This window comes from Rhodococcus sp. MEB041, from assembly GCF_030208955.1.
Classification (GTDB): Bacteria; Actinomycetota; Actinomycetes; order Mycobacteriales; family Mycobacteriaceae; genus Rhodococcoides.
Genome location: NZ_JARVSZ010000002.1, coordinates 713,491 through 731,512 on the forward strand (window position 1 = coordinate 713,491; position 18,022 = coordinate 731,512).

An 18,022-nucleotide genomic window follows, 5' to 3' on the forward strand; every position below is an offset into this window, starting at 1 on the left:
GCCGTTCACGTCAGTATGCCCGTTCGGGGCAACGGGAACCCGACCGTCCTCATTCCCGCTCTAGGATGACCGCATGGGCCATGCGCACACGACGTCGGCACGCTCGGTCGAGGATCACGCCGTTCGGATCGACGAGATGATCACCCGCGCGTGGTCCGCTCGCCCCCCGGAGACGGTTCCGCTCACCGATGCGCTCGGCCGCGTGACGCACGCGGACATCGAGGCCCTCATCGACGTCCCCAACTTCCGGAACTCCCAGATGGACGGATACGCGGTCGACGCGGAATCGGTTGCCCGCGTACCGGTCACACTGCCGGTCACCGGCGTTCTCGCCGCCGGCGATGCCGGGGACGAACGGCATCGGTCGGGCACGGCACGCAAGATCATGACCGGCGCTCCGGTACCCGAGGGCGCCGACGCGGTGATACCCGTCGAGGACACCGAGATGGACGGGGACGGTGTCCGCGTCCTCGGCTCACGGCGCTCGGGTGAGTACGTGCGGGAGCAGGGCAGCGACATCGCGGCGGGGTCGGTCGTCGTCACAGCCGGCACGACGCTCGGCCCCCGTCACCTCGGCGCTCTCACGGCCGTCGGCCGATCCGACGTCACCGTCCGCCCCCGGCTGCGGGTCGCGGTCATCGCGACCGGCGCCGAACTCGTCGAGGCGGGCAGTGCACTCGGACCCGGTCAGCTGTACGACTCGAACGGTCTCACGCTCGCGACCTCGGTGACCGCGGACGGCGCCGTGGTGACGTTCCGCGGCCGCAGTACCGACACCGCCGACGAGTTCTCCGCGATGCTGTCCGAGGCCGCCGAGAACGCGGACGTGATCATCACCTCGGGGGGTGTGTCGATGGGCGACTTCGAGGTGGTCCGGGACGTGCTCGGCCCCCGCGGGGGAACCTTCACCCACGTCGCGATGCAGCCCGGTGGGCCGCAGGGGTGGACCGACCTCGATGGCACCCCGGTGATCAGCTTCCCCGGCAATCCCGTGAGCACCCTGGTGTCTTACCTCGTCTTCGCCCGTCCGGCGATCCGGAGGCTCTCGGGCCTCCCCGACGCGACCGTCACCGAGCGCATCGCCGACGAGGCAGTCCGATCCCTGCCCGGACGGCGTCAGTTCCTGCGGGGCCGACTCACAGAGACCGGCGTCGTGGTGTCGTCCGGACCGGGGTCGCACCTGGTGGTGTCGATGGCCGCCGCCGATGTTTTGGTCGACGTCCCCGCGGACACCGTCGAGGTGCCCGCGGGCAACAGTGTGCGAGTGTGGCCGCTGTGAACGATTCATCCGCTGCGCACTCGTCCGGGAGTTCCTCCACGGGGCTCTCGCACCTGGACTCCGACGGCCGGGCCCGCATGGTCGACGTCAGCGGGAAGAGCGAGACCACGCGCACCGCGGTCGCCGCCGGGTCCCTGCGGACGACTCGGGACGTGATCGCCCTGGTGCGTGCCGACGGCATGCCGAAGGCCGATGTCCTGTCGACCGCGCGCATCGCCGGCATCGCCGGAGCGAAGCGGACGTCCGATCTCATTCCGCTGTGCCATCCGCTTCCGCTGTCCTCGGTCGCGGTGTCCTTCGGCTTCACCGACGACACGATCACGATAGAGGCCACAGCCGTCACGACCGGGCGGACGGGCGTCGAGATGGAAGCACTGACGGCGGTGTCCATCGCCGGGCTCACGCTGCACGACATGGTCAAGGCCGTGGATCCGGCAGCGTCGATCGAGTCGGTGCGTCTGATCCGCAAGGAGGGTGGCAAGCGCGGTGTGTGGACGCGCGACGACCACCAGCCCGACACCTCCTCCACAGCAACGCCTCTCGGTGATCGAACTGCGGTCGTCGTCGTCGCGTCCACCGGCGGCGCAGCCGGGACGCGCGAGGACACCACGGGACCGCGCATCGTGTCGTGGCTCGGTGACCGCGGTTTCGACGTTCGGGGACCTCTCGTGGTGGCAGACGCCGACGTGGCCGCGGGCTTACGAGACGCCCTCACCGGCGGACCCGCCCTGATCATCAGCACCGGCGGCACGGGCGTCTCCCCCACCGACGCCACACCCGACGCCACCCGGCCACTGCTCGACCGCGAACTACCCGGCGTCGCGGAGGAGATCCGACGTACGGGACTGGCAGCCACCGTGCACGCCTCGATCAGCCGCGGGTTGGTGGGCGTCGCTGGGAAGACAGTGATCGTGAACCTGCCCGGATCACCCGGCGGAGTGAAGGACGGACTGACGGTGCTGGATCCGATCGTGGACCATCTCGTCGCCCAGGTACGCGGAGGCGGTGCTCACGAATGACAACGGTTCTCGCCCGGATCTCGAGCGATCCGATCGATCCGGCGGAGGTCTCCGACGCCGTCTCGGGTCCTGAACACGGTGCCGTGCTGGTGTTCTGGGGAGTCGTCCGCGACCACGACCACGGCGAGTCGGTGTCGGCACTCGAGTACCGAGCCCACCCCGACGCCGAGAAGTTCCTGCGTCGCTGCTGCGAGGACGCGGCCGCGTCGTCCGGCCTGCCGACGGCGGCCGTGCACCGCGTCGGCGACCTGACGATCGGTGACACCGCTCTCGTCGCCGCGGTCGCGTCTCCCCATCGCGCCGAAGCATTCGCAGCGTTGCAGGCGTTGGTCGATCGCATCAAGACCGAGGTGCCGATCTGGAAGCGCCAGCAGTTCCCCGGCGGCACCAGCGAGTGGGTGGGGCTCTAGCGGTCGCTGGTGCGCAGGAACCTGTGCACCACGAGTGATTCTGCGTCGGTCGCACTCTCGGTGCGGATCATCGCCTCGATCCGGGCACGCGCCGCCGCGACGTCGAGTCCCGAGCCGATGAAGACCAGCGCGGTGTCTCCACGGGACGAGGCGGTCTCGACGTCGATGTGGACGCCGACCGTCTGGACGACGAATCGCGCCGCGCCACGGCCGAATCGAACGAATCCCTTGGATCTGTACAGCCCCGGCGGCGGGTTCTCGAGGAACTCGAAGAACGCCCGCGGATCGAGGCAGTCGCTGGTCTCGACGCTGAACGTCTCGTAACTCGCGTGCAGGTGGTCGTGGGGATCGTCCTGCTCCCGCAACAGATCGTCGAGCGCGAGTTGCCGGGGCCCGTCGTCGGGGCGCTCCGGCGGATCGAGAAGGAGCGACACGTCCACGGCTCCGTGCGACGTCACCACCGTCGGGGCAGGGGGAGCCGCGTCGCGCACCAGCGTGAGCACCTCGTCGATGCGTCCGGGTCCCACCGCATCCGCTTTGTTCACCACCACCAGGTCGGCGAGTCCGAGATGCTGAGCGAGGTGCTGGTGCCGGGCCGTCGACTCGAGTACGTGCAGGGCGTCCACGACCATCACCATGCCGCCGTACCGGATCCGCGAGTCGGTGCTCGCGACGACCATCCTGATGAGAGCACGCGGCTCCGCCACACCGCTGGCCTCGACGACGATCGCGTCGACGGCGGCACTGGTCGCGGTGAGGGCTCCGAACATCTCGTCGAGATCCTCGGTGTCGACGGCGCAACACAGACAGCCGTTGCCCAGGGTGATCATCGAGTCGACCTGCCCGGCGACCAGCATCGAGTCGATGTCCACGGCGCCGAAGTCGTTGACCACCACACCGATTCGAATGCCGTGATTGCGGCGGAGGAGATGGTTGAGCAACGTCGTCTTACCGGATCCGAGGTACCCGGCGACGAGGACGACCGGAACAGCGCTGCGAGACACCGCGTCAGGGTACGTCAGCCGATTCAGCCTTCCCGCCCCTACCGACCGGCCTCCGGCCTTCCCGCCCTCACCGACCGACCTCCGGCCTTCCCGCCCTCACCGACCGGCCTCCGGCCTTCCCGCCACGAAATCCACGATCCCGGTCGCGATCGCCGCCGCATGGGACGCGCGACCCTCGGCACTCTCGAGCTCGGCGGCATCCGACGGGTTCGACCCGTTGCCCATCTCGAGGAAGACGACGGGGACGGTCGTGAGAGCGGGGGCGGCCACGTCGGATCGCACCTGCAGCCCGTCCACCCCCGCATAGTTCGCCGGTGTGAATCCGGCTCGCTCGTACGCGTCCCGCATGGCGGTGGATGCACGCCGTCCCTCACCGGACTGCACCTCGTCGACGTCGGCGGACGGCACCGGCAGCGCCGGGACGATGACGTGGAATCCGTGATGCGCGTCGTCGGACCGGAGTGAGGTGGAGTCGGCGTGAACACTCACCGCCACCGCGGCGCCCGATGCACTCGCCGCCCGCGCACGGTCGGTGACGCACCCACCCCATCCCGTGTCGTCCGGCCGGCTCAGCACGATCTCGGCACCCAGACTCTCGAGGCGCGAGGCCACCAGTTGCGACACGTCCCAGACGATGGTGTGTTCCGGCGTTCCGCCGAGCGCCGTCATCCCGCTCGTCTGGCAGTCCTTCGTACCGCCCCGGCCGTCGTCCACCTGCGCTGCGAGGTTCTCCCCGTGGCCCGTTCCCTGGTGTCCGGGATCGAGGAAGATCACGGTGCCCGCGAGCGGTGCGTCCGGTGTCACCGGGATCGCAGCGGCCCCCGGCGGGACCGCCACGGAGACCAGTGCGACCGCGAGGATCGAGACACCACAGTGTCGTGCAACCGACGATCGCATACGCCCCACTTCCCACCTCGGCGCACGTGCGCCGACACGATGTTCTCGCGATTTCCAAGAATGGCACGGCGAATTGGTTGAACGTGTGATGATCGGTAGCCGTCCGTGACCCCGTCGTGACCGTTCGCGAGTCCGGACAGCGTGAATCGCGATATCCGTGCACAATGGCTCCGCGCCCCGAGAAAATGACGTGTATCGCGGCGCCCCCGACCGAATTGGAAGGGCGGTTCACACGGTATGGTCTCGGCAAAGCGTGATTAACCGAGCTCAGCGACGAAAGCAGAAGACATGGCGAAGAAGGTCGTTGTTCAGCTGGTCGACGACATCGACAGAACACCTCTCGAGGACGACGGCGAACACATCACGTTCGCGGTCGACGGCACGCACTACGAGATCGACCTCGGGCCCGACAATGCCGCCGAGTTCCGACGTGTTCTGGGTTATTACATCGAGCACGCGGCGAAGGTGTCGGCCGGAACGCACAGCGGACGACGCAGCACGAAGCCGATGGGACGACGCAGTCCCGAACAGACCAGGGCCGTGCGCGAATGGGCCGTGGACGCGGGATTCACGGTGTCGAGCCGCGGGCGCATTCCCTCCGAGGTGCAGAGCGCGTACGACGCAGCGCACTGACACCACATCACACGCGAAAGGCCCCGTACCTGACCGGTACGGGGCCTTTCGCGTGTCTGCCAACTTCGGTGGAGCTGTTACTCGGTGGAGCTAAGGGGACTCGAACCCCTGACCCCCACACTGCCAGTGTGGTGCGCTACCAGCTGCGCCATAGCCCCGTGCTCTTCTGACCGTGAGAAAGAGTGTTTCGCACCGCTCGAAGAACGCTCGACCGAAGTTACACCATCGGTTCGACGAGGTCCAAATCAGCGTCAGCCGAGATCGGACACCCAGGCGGAGTTGGTGGTGGTGTCGACGATCGCGCCGTCCACGATGACGGTGGGAGTGCCTCGCGCGCCGGCAGCTGCGAGCGCCGCGCTTCCCGTCGCAGCGTCGGTGGCGGCGTCCGCCACTCGCGTTCCGTCGGTGATGCACTGTGCCGCCTCGTCGGAGGCTCCCGCCTCCGTGGCGCGGGCGGCGAGCTCGTCGGCGGTGTGGTCCGCGCTGCCCTTCTCCTCCGGCTGGAAGTCCGGCGAGAACAGGGCCGAGTGGAATGCTGAGTAGGCGGGCCCGTCGCCCGTGGCGGCGACGCACTGCGATGCGGCGGCCGCACGGGTGCTGTAGTCACCGCTGGGCGACAACTGATTCAGGAAGTCGAGCATGTGATAGCGCACCGCGATGGTGCCCTCGTCGATCTTCTGCGCGAGTTCCTGGCCGTAGGTGTTCTCCAACTCGGCGCAGTACGGGCACATCGCGTCCTCGTAGATGTCGACCGTGCGTGTCGCCTCCGGGAGACCCAGCCGCACCACGCCGTCGTCGTCGACCGAGGAGGTGACCGCCGCATTCTGCACGGACCCGTATCCGTCGGCGCGCGGCTGGCTGCGGGAGTTCTGCCACAACACTCCGCCGATGACGACGGCCGCGATGACCAGGAGAGCGAGACCGCCCAGAACATAGGTCGACGTGCTCGACGACTTCTGTGGCGTGTACTTGCTCGACGATTTCGATGACGACGATTTCGAGGCATTCACGCGAATACTGTGTCACGCGCGACTGACAGTGTGCTGAGAACTGGATGTCAGGTATGCCAATGCTTGCTGGTAGAGACGTTCCGGCGCGCGTACATTCGCCCCGTGACCCACATCGAGCCCCGTGATCCGCAGGCGTCCGCCGTGCCCGTCGAGGGAGGGCCCGGCCTGCCCCACGACATCGATCACACACACGCCGACGTCTCGGGAGGCTGGCTCCGGGCCGCCACGTTCGGGGCCATGGACGGACTGGTGACCAACACCTCGCTCATCGCGGGAGTCGGCGGTGCGGGCGTCTCGACGCACACGCTGGTCCTCAGCGGCATCGCCGGCCTCGTCGCGGGAGCGTTCTCGATGGCACTCGGCGAGTTCACGTCCGTGTCCACCCAGAACGAGCAGATCGATGCCGAGGTGACCACCGAGCGCGCCGCGTTCACGAAGTACCCGGAGGCCGAACAGGCGGAGTTGGTGGGCATGCTCACCGACATGGGCATGTCGACCGAGACGGCCACGGTCGCCGCGCGCGAGATCCACACGGACGCCGATCGTGCCGTGGATCTGCACATCTCGCGGGAGTTGGGTGTCGACCCCACCGAGAAGCCGTCACCGTGGGTGGCGGCCGGATCGTCCTTCGTCCTGTTCTCGATCGGCGCGATCATTCCGCTCATACCGTTCCTGCTGGGATCGGACGTCCTCGCCCTCGGGCTCGCGTGCGGCGCCGTGGGCCTCATGATCGCGGGCGCGCTCGCCGCGCACTTCACCTCGCGGTCGACCGTCGTCGGAGCGCTCCGCCAACTACTGTTCGGCTCACTCGCCGTCGCGGCGACCTACGCCGTCGGATCCCTCATCGGTGTCGGCACCGCCTGAGTCGCCGTCCGGATCGATCGTCACCGCGCTGGGCTTCCCGGTCAGCGACACCCGCCCGGACCGCGTGTCGGGTACCACCATCCAACCGACCGCGGCGATCAGCAGGATGGCACCCGAGGTCCCGAACGCGGCCGCGTAGGAGAGTTCCGTCACGAGTACACCGGCGACCAGCGGCCCGATGACCGAGCCCACGTCCATGGCCATCTGGAATGCGGCGAGGACGGGGCCTCCGCGGGCGCGCGAGCCGATCATGTCGGCCACCGCCGCCTGCTGGGTCGGCGTGATCAGCCCGGACCCGAGCCCGGCGACGAAGGTGATCACGAGGAACACCTCCGTCGATCCCGAGATGCCCATGGTCGCGGTCGATGCGCCGCACAGCAGGAGCCCGGCGACGAGGAACGGCTTGCGCCCGTACCGATCGGACCATCGCCCCGCCGGCACCAACACCACCGCGTTGCCCACCGCGAACACCGCGAGGGCCACGGCGGCCATGGAATCGCTGCGTCCGAGCGCGGCGACGACGAACAGCGGCACGATGGCCGTGCGCACGCCGAACACCGCCCATCCGTTGGCGAAGTTGGACAGCAGGGCCGACCGGTACGTCGGGGAGCGCAGGGCGTCGGCGAACCGCAGCACCACCGCCGCGTCCCGATCGGCCTCCGTGGTCGCGGCGGGTGTTCGCAGGCCCACCGCGACGACGGCGGCGGCCGCGACCAGCGTCACGGCGTAGAAGACGAACGGCGCCCGCAGACCTCCGACACCGAGCACGATGCCGCCCACGAACGGGCCCAGGACTGTGCCGGCCAGGAAGCTCGACGCGTACATGCCGGAGACGCGCCCGCGGCGATCGGGCGGGGCGATCCGGATGAGCAGTCCCAGCGCGGACACGGTGAACATGGTGGACCCGATACCGCCGAGCGACCGGAAGAGGAGGAGTTGCCAGTACGTCTGGGCCAGTGCGCACAACCCGGTCGACACCGCGACGACGACGAGACCGGTGAGGTAGACCCGGCGCTCGCCGATGCGCTGCACGAGCGATCCGCTGGCGGGCGCGAAGATCAGCCGTGTCGCCGCGAAGGCACTGATGATGACGGTGACCGCGAACTCGTCGACCCCGAAGGCGAGCGCGAACCCCGGGAGCGCGGGCGCGACGATGCCGAAGCCGAGTGCGATGACGAACGCGGCCGAGACGAGGATCCAGATGTCGCGGGTGGGATCGGGGGCGGTCCCCCGCGTCCCGGCACCGGCCCCTGCTGCGGCGCTCACTCCCCGGTCAGGACGGACGACACGAGATCGCGTGCGGCGCTCTGCACCTCGGCGAGGTGCTCCGCACCGCGGAAGGACTCGGCGTAGATCTTGTAGACGTCCTCCGTACCCGACGGCCGAGCGGCGAACCAGGCGCTGTCCGTGGTGACCTTGAGTCCGCCCAGAGCCGCCCCGTTGCCGGGAGCCGAGGTGAGCGTGGCGGTGATGTCCTCCCCCGCCAGGGTGGTCGCGGTGACCTGCTCCGCCGACAGCTTCGCCAACACGGCCTTCTGCTCGCGCGTCGCGGGCGCATCGGTGCGTGCGTAGGACGGGTCACCGAACTGCTCGGTGAGCTCCCGGTAGCGGGTCGACGGTGTCTTCCCGGTCACCGCGGTGATCTCGGAGGCGAGCAGGGCCAGGATGATGCCGTCCTTGTCGGTGGTCCAGACGGATCCGTCCGTCCGTAGGAACGAGGCGCCGGCGCTCTCCTCGCCGCCGAACCCGATCTCACCGGAGACGAGACCGGGCACGAACCACTTGAACCCCACGGGCACCTCGAGCAGGGTGCGACCGAGCGAGGCCACGACGCGGTCGATCATCGAGGAACTGACGAGGGTCTTGCCGACCGCCGCCTCGGCGGGCCATCCCGGCCGGTGCGAGAACAAGTAGTCGATCGCCACCGCGAGGTAGTGGTTCGGGTTCATCAGTCCGCCGTCGGGGGTGACGATGCCGTGCCGGTCCGCATCGGCGTCGTTGCCCGTCGACACGTCGTAGTCGTGCCGGGCGCCGATCAACGACGCCATCGCGTTGGGCGACGAGCAGTCCATCCGGATCTTGCCGTCGGTGTCCAGGGTCATGAACCGCCATGTCGCGTCGACGAGCGGGTTGACCACGGTCAGATCGAGGCGGTGTCGCTCGGCGATCGCCGCCCAGTAGTCGACGCTCGCACCGCCCAGCGGATCGGCGCCGATGCGCACACCCGCGGACCGGATGGCATCGATGTCGACGACGGACGGGAGATCGTCCACGTACCTGGTGAGGAAGTCGTACTTCTGCACGGACCCGGCCAGTGCCGACGCCAGAGACACGCGCTTCACGGACGACACACCGGAGCGCAGGATCTCGTTGGCGCGCGCCGCGATCACGGAGGTGGCGTCGCTGTCGGCGGGTCCACCGTTCGGCGGGTTGTACTTGAAACCGCCGTCGCGCGGCGGGTTGTGGGACGGCGTGACGACGATGCCGTCCGCGAGCGCCGACGGACCCGAGGCGTTGTGACGCAGGATCGCGTGGCTCACCGCCGGGGTGGGCGTGTAGCGGTCTGCCGAATCCACCAGCACCGCAACGTCGTTGGCCGCGAGAACTTCCACGGCGGTGACCCACGCGGGCTCGGAGAGCGCGTGGGTGTCGCGACCGAGGAAGAGCGGTCCCGTGGTGCCCTGCGCGGACCGGTACTCCACGATGGCCTGTGTCGTGGCCACGATGTGGTCTTCGTTGAAGGCGCCGTCCAGGGACGATCCACGATGTCCGGAGGTACCGAAGACCACCTGCTGATCGGGATTCTCGACGTCCGGCTTCACGCTGTAGTAGGCCGTCACCAGATGCGACAGATCGACCAGATCCGATGCCTGTGCCCGTTGTCCCGCTCGCTCGTGAGCCACTCGGGTCCTCCTGTGTCGATTGCGTACCCCCGCCCCGAGAACCCTAGTGGGCGAGCAACGACCGCGGACCACGACTGTCGGATCGAGACCCCGACCGCGTCGTCGGACGGTCAGAGATCGGGCAGCGCGGAGAACTCGGCGATCGCGATGACGTCTTCGAGGGCGGTCGCGAGGACGTGGAGTCGTCGTCCGACCGTCTCCGCCGCGAGCACCTTCGCGCGATCGGACGAGCCGAGCGGCAGAGACGACGCGAATTCCCAGACCTCGGCGCCGGAGCGCGTTCCGTCCGCGTCGACACGTGGCGCCTCGGGTGTGGGCAGATCACGCGAGCGTGCGATCCCGGTCAGGATCTCGAACAGCCGGTCGGTGCGCTCCTGCACGAGGTCGTACACCTCGTCCAGCGATTCGTCGCCCGCCGGGAGATCGGGCCAGGCGGTGACACGCGCCCGCGGGTACGGATCGTCCGGCAGCCACTCCAGCACGCGGATCCGGTCGACTCCGCGGCACTCGAGCACGAAGCGCCCGTCCGGTGTGGGGAGGGCGCGGTCGATCCGGGTCGACACTGCGGCCACGCCGCGCACGTCCCCGCCGCCGACCTCGTGGCCTCGCTCGATGAGCGCCACCCCGAAGTGCGACTCGGTGTCCAGGCAGTGCTGCACCATCGCGCGGTAGCGGGGCTCGAACACGTGCAACGGCACGTCGTCCCCCGGAAGTACCACCGAGCCGAGCGGGAACATCGGGAGCTCGTAGATGTCGTCGGACCGGGCGTGCATGTCGTCGTCCACACCACCAGCATGCACTCACCGCGACCACCGCGACAGAACCCGACGACCCGGGTGTGGTGCAACTCCCCCGCCGGTCCGGTGTCGGTGGCCCGGCTACTGGGTAAGGATGCGTCCATGAGCACTCCGGTTCGCGCCGCTTCCCGCACCACTGGACCCCGGACGTTCGCGGTCTGGGCACCCACACCCGAGCGGGTCCGACTGCACCTCGACGGCGACCTGCACCCGATGACCGAGAAGGACGGGTGGTGGAGCGCCGAGGTGCCCGCCGCCGACGGTGCCCGGTACGGCTTCGTCCTGGACGACGACGATGCGGTGATCCCGGATCCGCGCTCGCCGCGGCAGCCGGACGGCGTGCACGAGGCGTCGGCGCTGTACTCCGCGGACACCTTCGCGTGGACCGACGACGCGTGGACGGGTCGCCCGCTGGCGGGCGGCGTGCTGTACGAACTGCACATCGGCACCTTCACCGCGGAGGGGACGTTCGACGCGGCGATCGACCGACTCGATCACCTCGTCGACCTCGGCGTGACGTTCGTGGAGGTCATGCCCGTCAACGGTTTCAACGGGACACACAACTGGGGCTACGACGGCGTCCTCTGGTACACCGTCCACGAGGGCTACGGCGGTCCGGAAGGTTTCCAGCGGTTCGTCGACGCCTGCCACGCCCGGGGGCTGGCCGTCACGCTCGACGTGGTCTACAACCACCTGGGTCCGTCGGGCAACTACCTCGAGAAGTTCGGCCCGTACATGTCCGAGGGTGCGAACTCCTGGGGACAGACGGTCAACGTGGCCGGCGCGGAGTCGGACACGGTGCGTCGCTACATCATCGACAACGCACTGCGGTGGTTCGAGCAGTTCCACGTGGACGCGCTCCGTCTCGATGCGGTGCACGCCCTGGCCGACACCACGGCCACCCACATCCTCGAGCAGCTCGCCGTGGAGACCGAGGCCCTGTCGGCGCACGTCGGTCGACCCCTTAGCCTGATCGCGGAGAGTGACCTCAACGACCCGACGCTCATCACTCCCCGGGCGGGCGGCGGGTACGGCCTCACTGCCCAGTGGGACGACGACGTCCACCATGCCGTGCACGCAGCGGTGTCCGGCGAACGTCAGGGCTACTTCGGTGACTTCGGCTCGATGCAGTGCCTCGCGACCACCATCACGCAGGGCTTCTTCCACGCCGGGACGTATTCGACCTTCCGTGGCCGCGTGCACGGTCGACCCCTGGACCGACGGGTGCTCCCGGCGAGCTCGCTCGTCGCGTACACCACGACGCACGATCAGGTGGGCAACCGCGCAATCGGCGATCGTCCCGGCTTCTCACTCACGCCGGGGCAGCTGGCGGTCAAGGCGGCGCTGATCCTGTTGTCCCCCTTCACCCCGATGCTCTTCATGGGTGAGGAGTTCGACGCCTCCACCCCGTTCCAGTTCTTCACCTCCCATCCCGAACCCGAGCTGGGTGAGGCCACCGCGAAGGGCCGCAAGGCCGAGTTCGCGTCCCACGGGTGGGACAGCGAGGACATCCCCGACCCGCAGGATCCCGCGACGTTCGAGAACTCGAAGCTGAACTGGGACGAGGTCACCGAGGGTGATCACGCCCGCGTACTCGACTGCTACCGAGCACTTCTGGCGTTGCGCGCCCAGCGCACCGAGATCACGAACCCGTGGTTGACCGGCGTGCACGTCGACTACGACGAGGACGCCCGATGGATCGTGATCCACCGGGCGCACCCCACCGCGGGCCGTGGTCTGAGCATCGCGTGCAACCTCACCGACTCGCCGGTGACAGTGCCGGTGGGCGGCTCACCGCTGCTGTGGTGGGACGAGCCGACGCCGAACGCGACCGCGTCGGCGACGACCGTTCCGGGTCACTCCTTCGTCGTGCTGGAGTGAGTATTGCTGGAGTGACTTTCCGGCTCGGACCGCGCGTCGCCGGCGTCCGAGCCACGCAGAGCCAGAACCACGAGGAGAGCGTTGGCGGCGAGCACGATCGCGGTGGCCACCGCCGCGACGTGCATCCCGTCGACGAAGGCGGCGCCTGCCGAACTGGTCAGAGCGTCACCGAGTTCCGCCGGTAGCGTCCGCGCGAGCGAGACCGCCTCGCCGATGGTCTCGCGGGCACCCGACGCGGTGTCCGGGTCGAGCGCCGACGTGTCGATACCGCCACGGAACACGGCCATCACCACCGAACCGAGCAACGCGACGCCGAGGGCGATCCCGAGTTCGTACGCCGTCTCGGAGATCGCGGACGCTGCGCCGGCGCGCGGCGCGGGAACCGAGGCGACCACCAGATCCGACGTCAGCGTCAGCGCGAGGCCCGCGCCGACACCGACCAGGACGAACGACGCCATGAACACGGGGATGCCGTCGGTCTGACCGAGACGTGTCAGGAGCAGTGCCCCCGCCGCGGAGACCCCGAGTCCCACGGCGAGAACGGTGCCCGCCTCCCAGCGGCGTACGAGATGTGCGGCGGCGAGCGACGCGACGATGCTCGTCGCCGTTCCCGGCAGCATGATCAGACCGGCCTCCAGCGGGGACGTGCCGAGAACCGACTGCAGGTACTGCGAGCCGAAGAACAGCACTCCCGCGAGCGCGAAGACGGACAGCAGGTTCGTCGCGACGGCCGTCGCGAAGCGACGCTGCGCGAACAGCGTCAGGTCGATCATCGGAGCGGCGAGTCGGCCCTGCCGGCGGACGAAGACGGTGCCCGCGGCCAGACCGACCAGCGCGACCGGAATCATCGACGGGTGCGGCCCGTGAGCCGCGGTCTCCTTGATCGCGTAGACGACGGGAACGATGGCCAGGATCGACAGCGCGGCGCTGGGTACGTCGAATCGGCCCGGTTCCGGATCCTTGGACTCCGGGATGGTGAACGGACCCACGACGACCAGCGCGATCATGATCGGCACGTTGATCAGGAAGACCGAGCCCCACCAGAAGTGCTCGAGAAGCCACCCGCCCACCAGAGGACCCGCCGCCGCGCCGCCGCCGGCCATGGCACCCCAGACACCGATCGCGAGCGTGCGTTCACGGCGCACCTGGAACATCGTGCGGATCAGGCCCAGGGTGGCGGGCATCAACGTGGCACCCGAGATGCCCTGCAGCACACGGGCCGCGATCATCATCGCGGGGTCGACCGCGAAGGCGGCGAGCACCGAGGACAGCCCGAAACCGACCGCGCCGATCAGGAGCAACCGCCGTCGTCCGATGCGGTCGCCGACGGTGCCCATGGTGACCAGCAGGCCGGCGAGGACGAACGAGTAGACGTCGATGATCCACAGCAGCTCGGTGCTGCTCGGGCGGAGATCCGCGCTGAGGAACGGCAGCGCGATGTCGAGGACGGTGCCGTCGACGGCGATGAGCATCACGGCACCGGCCAGCACCACCAGACCGAGCCAGTCGCGGCGGGTGGCGCCGGCCGGTACGAGATCGTCGGGATTCGGCTGCACGGACGCTGCCGGGGACACGGACACGAGGCACCTCTTTCGTTTACCGTCCGGACGGTACAGTCGACGGACACCGACAGCGTAGCAACAACCGTCCGGCCGGTACAGTGCGTGTCATGGCAGCCGACACACGCGACCGCATCCTGGACGCCCTCGAGACGCTGCTCCTCGACGACGGCACGGACAAGGCCACCCTCGAGGCGGTGGCCTCTCGGGCCGGCGTCTCGAAAGGCGGTCTGCTGTACCACTTCCCCAGCAAGGACGCGATGATGGCCGCGCTGGTGCGTCGCCTCGGTGAACGATCCGACGTCCAACGCGTCGAGGCGGAGGCCGCCGGCACCTCGCTGGCGCAGTGGTATCTCCAGCCACCGGACGCCTCGTCCGCCGAGGAGGTGGCGCTCTACCGCTCCACTCTCGCCGCGCTGCGCAGCATCGACGGCAGACCCGGCGAGGTGCAGCAGGCCGTCATCGACGTCATGGGCATGTGGGACCGCGCGCTGCAGCGCGAGGTGACCGATCCGGTGCAGGCCGAGATCGTGCGGCTGGTGGGCGACGGCATCTATCTCGCCGCGCTGCTCGGCCTCCCCCACACACCGCCCGACCTGCACCGTGACGTGGTCGAACGGCTCCTCGGTGGCGGTTCGAGCAGTGTCGACCCGAGCGGTCAGGGGTCGGCCGGATGACTCAGGTCAGGTAGCGGTATGCGGGAGACCCGGGCTCGAGATGCTCGACGTGCATCGGCGACGTCTCCATCCGCTCGAGGAGGGACGACAGGCCCGCGGCCGAACCGAGCTCGATACCCACCAGCGCGGCACCCGTCTCGCGATTGTTGCGCTTGACGTACTCGAACAGCGTCACGTCGTCCTCCGGACCGAGAACGACGTCGAGGAACGTGCGCAGTGCGCCCGGCTCCTGCGGGAAATCGACGAGGAAGTAGTGCTTGAGCCCCTTGTGCACGAGCGACCGTTCGAGAATCTCCCCGTAGCGCGAGACGTCGTTGTTACCGCCCGAGATCAGGCACACGACGGACGAGCCGGCCGGGATGTCGATCTGCGACAGCGCGGCCACCGACAGCGCTCCGGCGGGTTCGGCGATGATGCCCTCACTCTGGTACAGATCCAGCATCGCGGTGCAGATGGCACCCTCGTCCACCTGCGTGATCACCACCGACCCGCGTCCGTCGTGGCCCGCACCGACCGTCACCGAGGCATGCGAGGCGACGGTCGCGCCGAGCGACGACACGACCCGGTACGGGAGATCGCCGATCCGGCGCACGGCGGCGCCGTCGACGAACGGGTCGATCTCGTCGAGTGTGACGGGGCCGCCGGCCATGAGCGCCGCCGCCATGGATGCGGCGCCGGTGGGCTCCGCACCGACGACGGAGGTGTTCGGCGACCGCTCGGCGAGGTAGGCCGACATGCCCGTCATGCACCCACCACCGCCCACCGCGACCACGACGACGTCCGGAGCGGCACCGAGCTGCTCCAGGATCTCCGCGGCGATGGTTCCCTGTCCCGCCACGGTTCTCGGGTCGTCGAACGGCGGCACGATGGTGGCCCCGGTGGTGCGGACGTCGGCGAGGGCGGCCGCCGCGGCCGCATCGAAGGTGGAGCCGACGCTGATGACCTGCACCATGTCGCCGCCGTGGAAGGCGATGCGATCGCGCTTCTGCTTCGGGGTGTTGGTCGGCACGTAGATGCGACCGCGGATGCCGAGCGCCCGACACGCGAACGCGACACCCTGCGCGTGATTGCCGGCGCTCGCCGCCACGACACCGACCGCGCGCTCGTCGTCGTCGAGTTGCAGCATGAGGTTGTACGCGCCGCGCAACTTGTACGAGCGCACGCGCTGGAGATCCTCGCGCTTGAGGTGGATCCGCGCACCCGTCTGCTCGGACAACCGCTCGCAGAACTCGAGCGGGGTGCGGGTGGCCACGTCCCGCAGCCGGACGGCCGCGGCATCGATGTCGTCTGCGGTCGGCGCAGCGGCGTCGGTACGGCTCGTCGTCTCGGTCACACGGACATGCTGCCACGGTGGTGCGACGACCACCGACCCACCCTCACCTGCGGAGCGGCCGCCGGCGGGGGTGACGAATCAGCGCTCAGGCCCGCTCGAGCACGAAGACAGGGATCTCGCGGTCGGTCTTCTTCTGGTAGTCCGCGTAGTCGGGGTAGGCCGCGACCGCGCGCTCCCACCACTGCGCCTTCTCCTCGCCGTGGACCTCGCGCGCGACCATGTCCCACTTCTCGGTCTTGTCCCGCAGTTCGACGTGGGGGTTCGCGAGCACGTTGAAGTACCAGACGGGGTGCTTAGGCGCGCCGCCGAGCGACGCGACGGCGGCGTACGCACCGTCGTGCTCCACGCGCATCAGAGGGGTCCGACGGAGCTTGCCCGTCTTGTTCCCGATGGTCGTGAGGAGGATGACGGGCATCCCCCGCATCTCGGTGCCCTCGGTCCCTCCCGAGCTCTCGTACAGGTCGGCCTGATCGGCGGCCCAGGTGGACGGACTCGGCTCGTACTCTCCGTGCAGCGGCATGGTCCCAGTACACACACCTCGGCGGTCTCCGGCAACCATCCGCAGGGTGATCAGGAGGTTTCGGTCGCCCTAACTTCCATGTACGTGTAGCCTGGGGACCAACGCACGGCACACGGAACACGAATGGTTCGGGAGGCGAATATGACCACGGTCGACCTGCAGTTCACACGCCCGCGGCACTCGACGAGCGTTCGTACCGTGGACGTGGCCGGCACCGACTGGCCGCTCTACAAGCTCGAGAGCATCATGGTCGCCGTCATCCTCTTCGCCGCTCTCGCACTGACAGTCAGCATGCAGACGGCAGTCCTCACCTCCGCCGCTGTCGGCGTGACGCTGTGGTGGGCCCTCGGCGCGACCGAGCGGTTCCGCACCCGACACTGATCACGGACAGACACCGACGGGGCGCCCACTCCACGTGGGCGCCCCGTCGGCGTTCGTGTGGTCCGGCCGTATGTCAGGAACCGAACGGCAGGACACCGGGGGCCAGGTAGAGACCGCTGCTTCCGGCGGCGATGCCACCGACGAGTTCGAGCACGGCGTTGATGAAGTTCGTGATCATGGGATCATCCCTCTCGGTCGAGTTCGACGTGACGATCCGACGGTACCGTCCGTTCCTGTGAACGGTCACGAACTCGTCTGGTACGTCGGCTACGGCTCGAACACCCTGCCCGCACGCCTCGACGCCTACCTGGGCGGCTCCGCGGCCGACAGCAGATTCGGTGCGCACGCCGCCCCGCGGACACTCTCGCTTCCTCGCGAACACCGGTGGATCACCGTGCCGCACGCGGTGTACTTCGCCGGCGTCTCGGCCCGGTGGACCGGCGCGTCCGCGTTCCTCTCGCTCACACCCTCCCCCGACTCCGACAGCATCGCCCGTGCCTACCTGCTCGACTGGGCCGCCCTCGACCACATCGCGACTGTGGAGAACGCGCAGACGGAGCAGACACTCGACGTCCGCGCGTCCCTACCGACACGGCCGGGAGCGTGGGCGCTGCTGCCGGTCGAGGTGTCGCCCGAGCCGCACCGCGGCAAGTACGACGCGGCGCTGCGCCTGGACGACATCGACGGCGTCCCGGCGATGACTCTGACGTCGAGCCACGTGCGAGAACGCGGAGTGCCGGCCGACCGCTACCGCGACGTCATCGCGGAGGGCTTGCGGGACAACCCGTTCGGCGTCGAGCCCGATGCCTACCTCGCGGCAGCCGTCGAGCGGTCGGCCGTCGTCAGACGGTGAGG

General features: G+C 69.1%; 18 protein-coding genes and 1 tRNA gene. 9 read left to right on the plus strand and 10 right to left on the minus strand.

Annotated elements, in window-relative coordinates; genetic code table 11:
• Nucleotides 1-73: 73 nt before the first annotated feature.
• From QRN16_RS07330 to QRN16_RS07340, 3 genes are read left to right on the plus strand one after another with little or no spacing between them, the layout of a single operon-like run.
• Nucleotides 74-1,279, plus strand: coding sequence for a molybdopterin molybdotransferase MoeA (locus tag QRN16_RS07330; RefSeq protein WP_222630635.1), 1,206 nt, complete (start codon nucleotides 74-76; stop codon nucleotides 1,277-1,279).
• Nucleotides 1,276-2,298, plus strand: a complete 1,023-nt coding sequence (gene moaCB / locus QRN16_RS07335; protein WP_285185367.1) for a bifunctional molybdenum cofactor biosynthesis protein MoaC/MoaB — start codon at nucleotides 1,276-1,278, stop codon at nucleotides 2,296-2,298. Before QRN16_RS07330 ends, moaCB begins: the two co-directional genes overlap by 4 nt.
• On the plus strand, nucleotides 2,295-2,708 hold the full coding sequence (locus QRN16_RS07340) for a molybdenum cofactor biosynthesis protein MoaE (protein ID WP_204868029.1): 414 nt from the start codon (nucleotides 2,295-2,297) through the stop codon (nucleotides 2,706-2,708). The genes moaCB and QRN16_RS07340 overlap by 4 nt, the downstream gene beginning before the upstream one ends.
• Here QRN16_RS07340 and QRN16_RS07345 read toward each other — a convergent pair.
• Entirely contained in the window at nucleotides 2,705-3,712 is a 1,008-nt protein-coding gene (locus QRN16_RS07345) for a CobW family GTP-binding protein (protein WP_027505884.1), read from the minus strand. The two genes, QRN16_RS07340 and QRN16_RS07345, sit on opposite strands and share 4 nt — an antisense overlap.
• A 96-nt stretch (nucleotides 3,713-3,808) precedes the next feature.
• On the minus strand, nucleotides 3,809-4,609 hold the full coding sequence (locus QRN16_RS07350) for an N-acetylmuramoyl-L-alanine amidase (protein WP_502943984.1): 801 nt from the start codon (nucleotides 4,607-4,609) through the stop codon (nucleotides 3,809-3,811).
• A gap of 288 nt (nucleotides 4,610-4,897) precedes the next feature.
• Between QRN16_RS07350 and QRN16_RS07355 the strand changes: the two genes are divergently transcribed.
• Entirely contained in the window at nucleotides 4,898-5,242 is a 345-nt protein-coding gene (locus tag QRN16_RS07355) for a histone-like nucleoid-structuring protein Lsr2 (protein ID WP_027505883.1), read from the plus strand.
• An 85-nt stretch (nucleotides 5,243-5,327) separates the two neighbouring features.
• On the opposite strand, the gene QRN16_RS07360 is transcribed toward QRN16_RS07355, so the two are convergent.
• Both QRN16_RS07360 and QRN16_RS07365 read right to left on the minus strand, forming a co-directional pair.
• Nucleotides 5,328-5,400: transfer RNA gene (locus tag QRN16_RS07360), tRNA-Ala, on the minus strand.
• A 93-nt stretch (nucleotides 5,401-5,493) separates the two neighbouring features.
• Nucleotides 5,494-6,252, minus strand: a complete 759-nt coding sequence (locus QRN16_RS07365) for a DsbA family protein (RefSeq protein WP_027505882.1) — start codon at nucleotides 6,250-6,252, stop codon at nucleotides 5,494-5,496.
• A gap of 111 nt (nucleotides 6,253-6,363) precedes the next feature.
• Here QRN16_RS07365 and QRN16_RS07370 point away from each other — a divergent pair, with 111 nt between their 5' ends.
• On the plus strand, nucleotides 6,364-7,116 hold the full coding sequence (locus QRN16_RS07370; RefSeq protein ID WP_373428384.1) for a VIT1/CCC1 transporter family protein: 753 nt from the start codon (nucleotides 6,364-6,366) through the stop codon (nucleotides 7,114-7,116).
• On the opposite strand, the gene QRN16_RS07375 is transcribed toward QRN16_RS07370, so the two are convergent.
• The 3 genes from QRN16_RS07375 to QRN16_RS07385 form a co-directional block, all read right to left on the minus strand.
• A complete protein-coding gene (locus QRN16_RS07375) occupies nucleotides 7,057-8,382 on the minus strand; it encodes an MFS transporter (protein WP_081821272.1) in 1,326 nt (441 codons plus the stop codon). The two genes, QRN16_RS07370 and QRN16_RS07375, sit on opposite strands and share 60 nt — an antisense overlap.
• On the minus strand, nucleotides 8,379-10,019 hold the full coding sequence (gene pgm / locus QRN16_RS07380) for a phosphoglucomutase (alpha-D-glucose-1,6-bisphosphate-dependent) (protein ID WP_285185390.1): 1,641 nt from the start codon (nucleotides 10,017-10,019) through the stop codon (nucleotides 8,379-8,381). The genes QRN16_RS07375 and pgm overlap by 4 nt, the downstream gene beginning before the upstream one ends.
• Nucleotides 10,020-10,129: 110 nt before the next feature.
• Nucleotides 10,130-10,804, minus strand: a complete 675-nt coding sequence (locus tag QRN16_RS07385; RefSeq protein ID WP_222637780.1) for an LON peptidase substrate-binding domain-containing protein — start codon at nucleotides 10,802-10,804, stop codon at nucleotides 10,130-10,132.
• 114 nt (nucleotides 10,805-10,918) lie between these two features.
• Here QRN16_RS07385 and treZ point away from each other — a divergent pair, with 114 nt between their 5' ends.
• Nucleotides 10,919-12,697: a malto-oligosyltrehalose trehalohydrolase gene (gene treZ, locus QRN16_RS07390; RefSeq protein WP_285185393.1), complete on the plus strand. Its 1,779-nt coding sequence runs from the start codon at nucleotides 10,919-10,921 to the stop codon at nucleotides 12,695-12,697.
• Here the strand turns inward: treZ and QRN16_RS07395 are convergent.
• On the minus strand, nucleotides 12,673-14,277 hold the full coding sequence (locus QRN16_RS07395; RefSeq protein WP_285185396.1) for an MFS transporter: 1,605 nt from the start codon (nucleotides 14,275-14,277) through the stop codon (nucleotides 12,673-12,675). The two genes, treZ and QRN16_RS07395, sit on opposite strands and share 25 nt — an antisense overlap.
• Nucleotides 14,278-14,366: 89 nt before the next feature.
• Between QRN16_RS07395 and QRN16_RS07400 the strand changes: the two genes are divergently transcribed.
• A complete protein-coding gene (locus QRN16_RS07400; protein ID WP_027505877.1) occupies nucleotides 14,367-14,933 on the plus strand; it encodes a TetR/AcrR family transcriptional regulator in 567 nt (188 codons plus the stop codon).
• Between the two features lies 1 nt (nucleotide 14,934).
• Here the strand turns inward: QRN16_RS07400 and ilvA are convergent, their stop codons facing one another.
• Both ilvA and QRN16_RS07410 read right to left on the minus strand, forming a co-directional pair.
• Nucleotides 14,935-16,266, minus strand: coding sequence for a threonine ammonia-lyase IlvA (gene ilvA / locus QRN16_RS07405; RefSeq protein ID WP_285185398.1), 1,332 nt, complete (start codon nucleotides 16,264-16,266; stop codon nucleotides 14,935-14,937).
• Between the two features lie 85 nt (nucleotides 16,267-16,351).
• Nucleotides 16,352-16,786 (minus strand): nitroreductase family deazaflavin-dependent oxidoreductase, encoded by a 435-nt coding sequence (locus QRN16_RS07410; RefSeq protein WP_027505875.1) that lies wholly within the window; start codon nucleotides 16,784-16,786, stop codon nucleotides 16,352-16,354.
• A gap of 141 nt (nucleotides 16,787-16,927) precedes the next feature.
• Here QRN16_RS07410 and QRN16_RS07415 point away from each other — a divergent pair, with 141 nt between their 5' ends.
• Together QRN16_RS07415 and QRN16_RS07420 are read left to right on the plus strand one after the other, a co-directional pair.
• Nucleotides 16,928-17,167: a hypothetical protein gene (locus tag QRN16_RS07415; RefSeq protein WP_027505874.1), complete on the plus strand. Its 240-nt coding sequence runs from the start codon at nucleotides 16,928-16,930 to the stop codon at nucleotides 17,165-17,167.
• A gap of 235 nt (nucleotides 17,168-17,402) precedes the next feature.
• Complete coding sequence (locus QRN16_RS07420; RefSeq protein WP_285185402.1) at nucleotides 17,403-18,020, plus strand: hypothetical protein; 618 nt, start codon at nucleotides 17,403-17,405, stop codon at nucleotides 18,018-18,020.
• The last annotated feature ends 2 nt before the right edge of the window (nucleotides 18,021-18,022 follow it).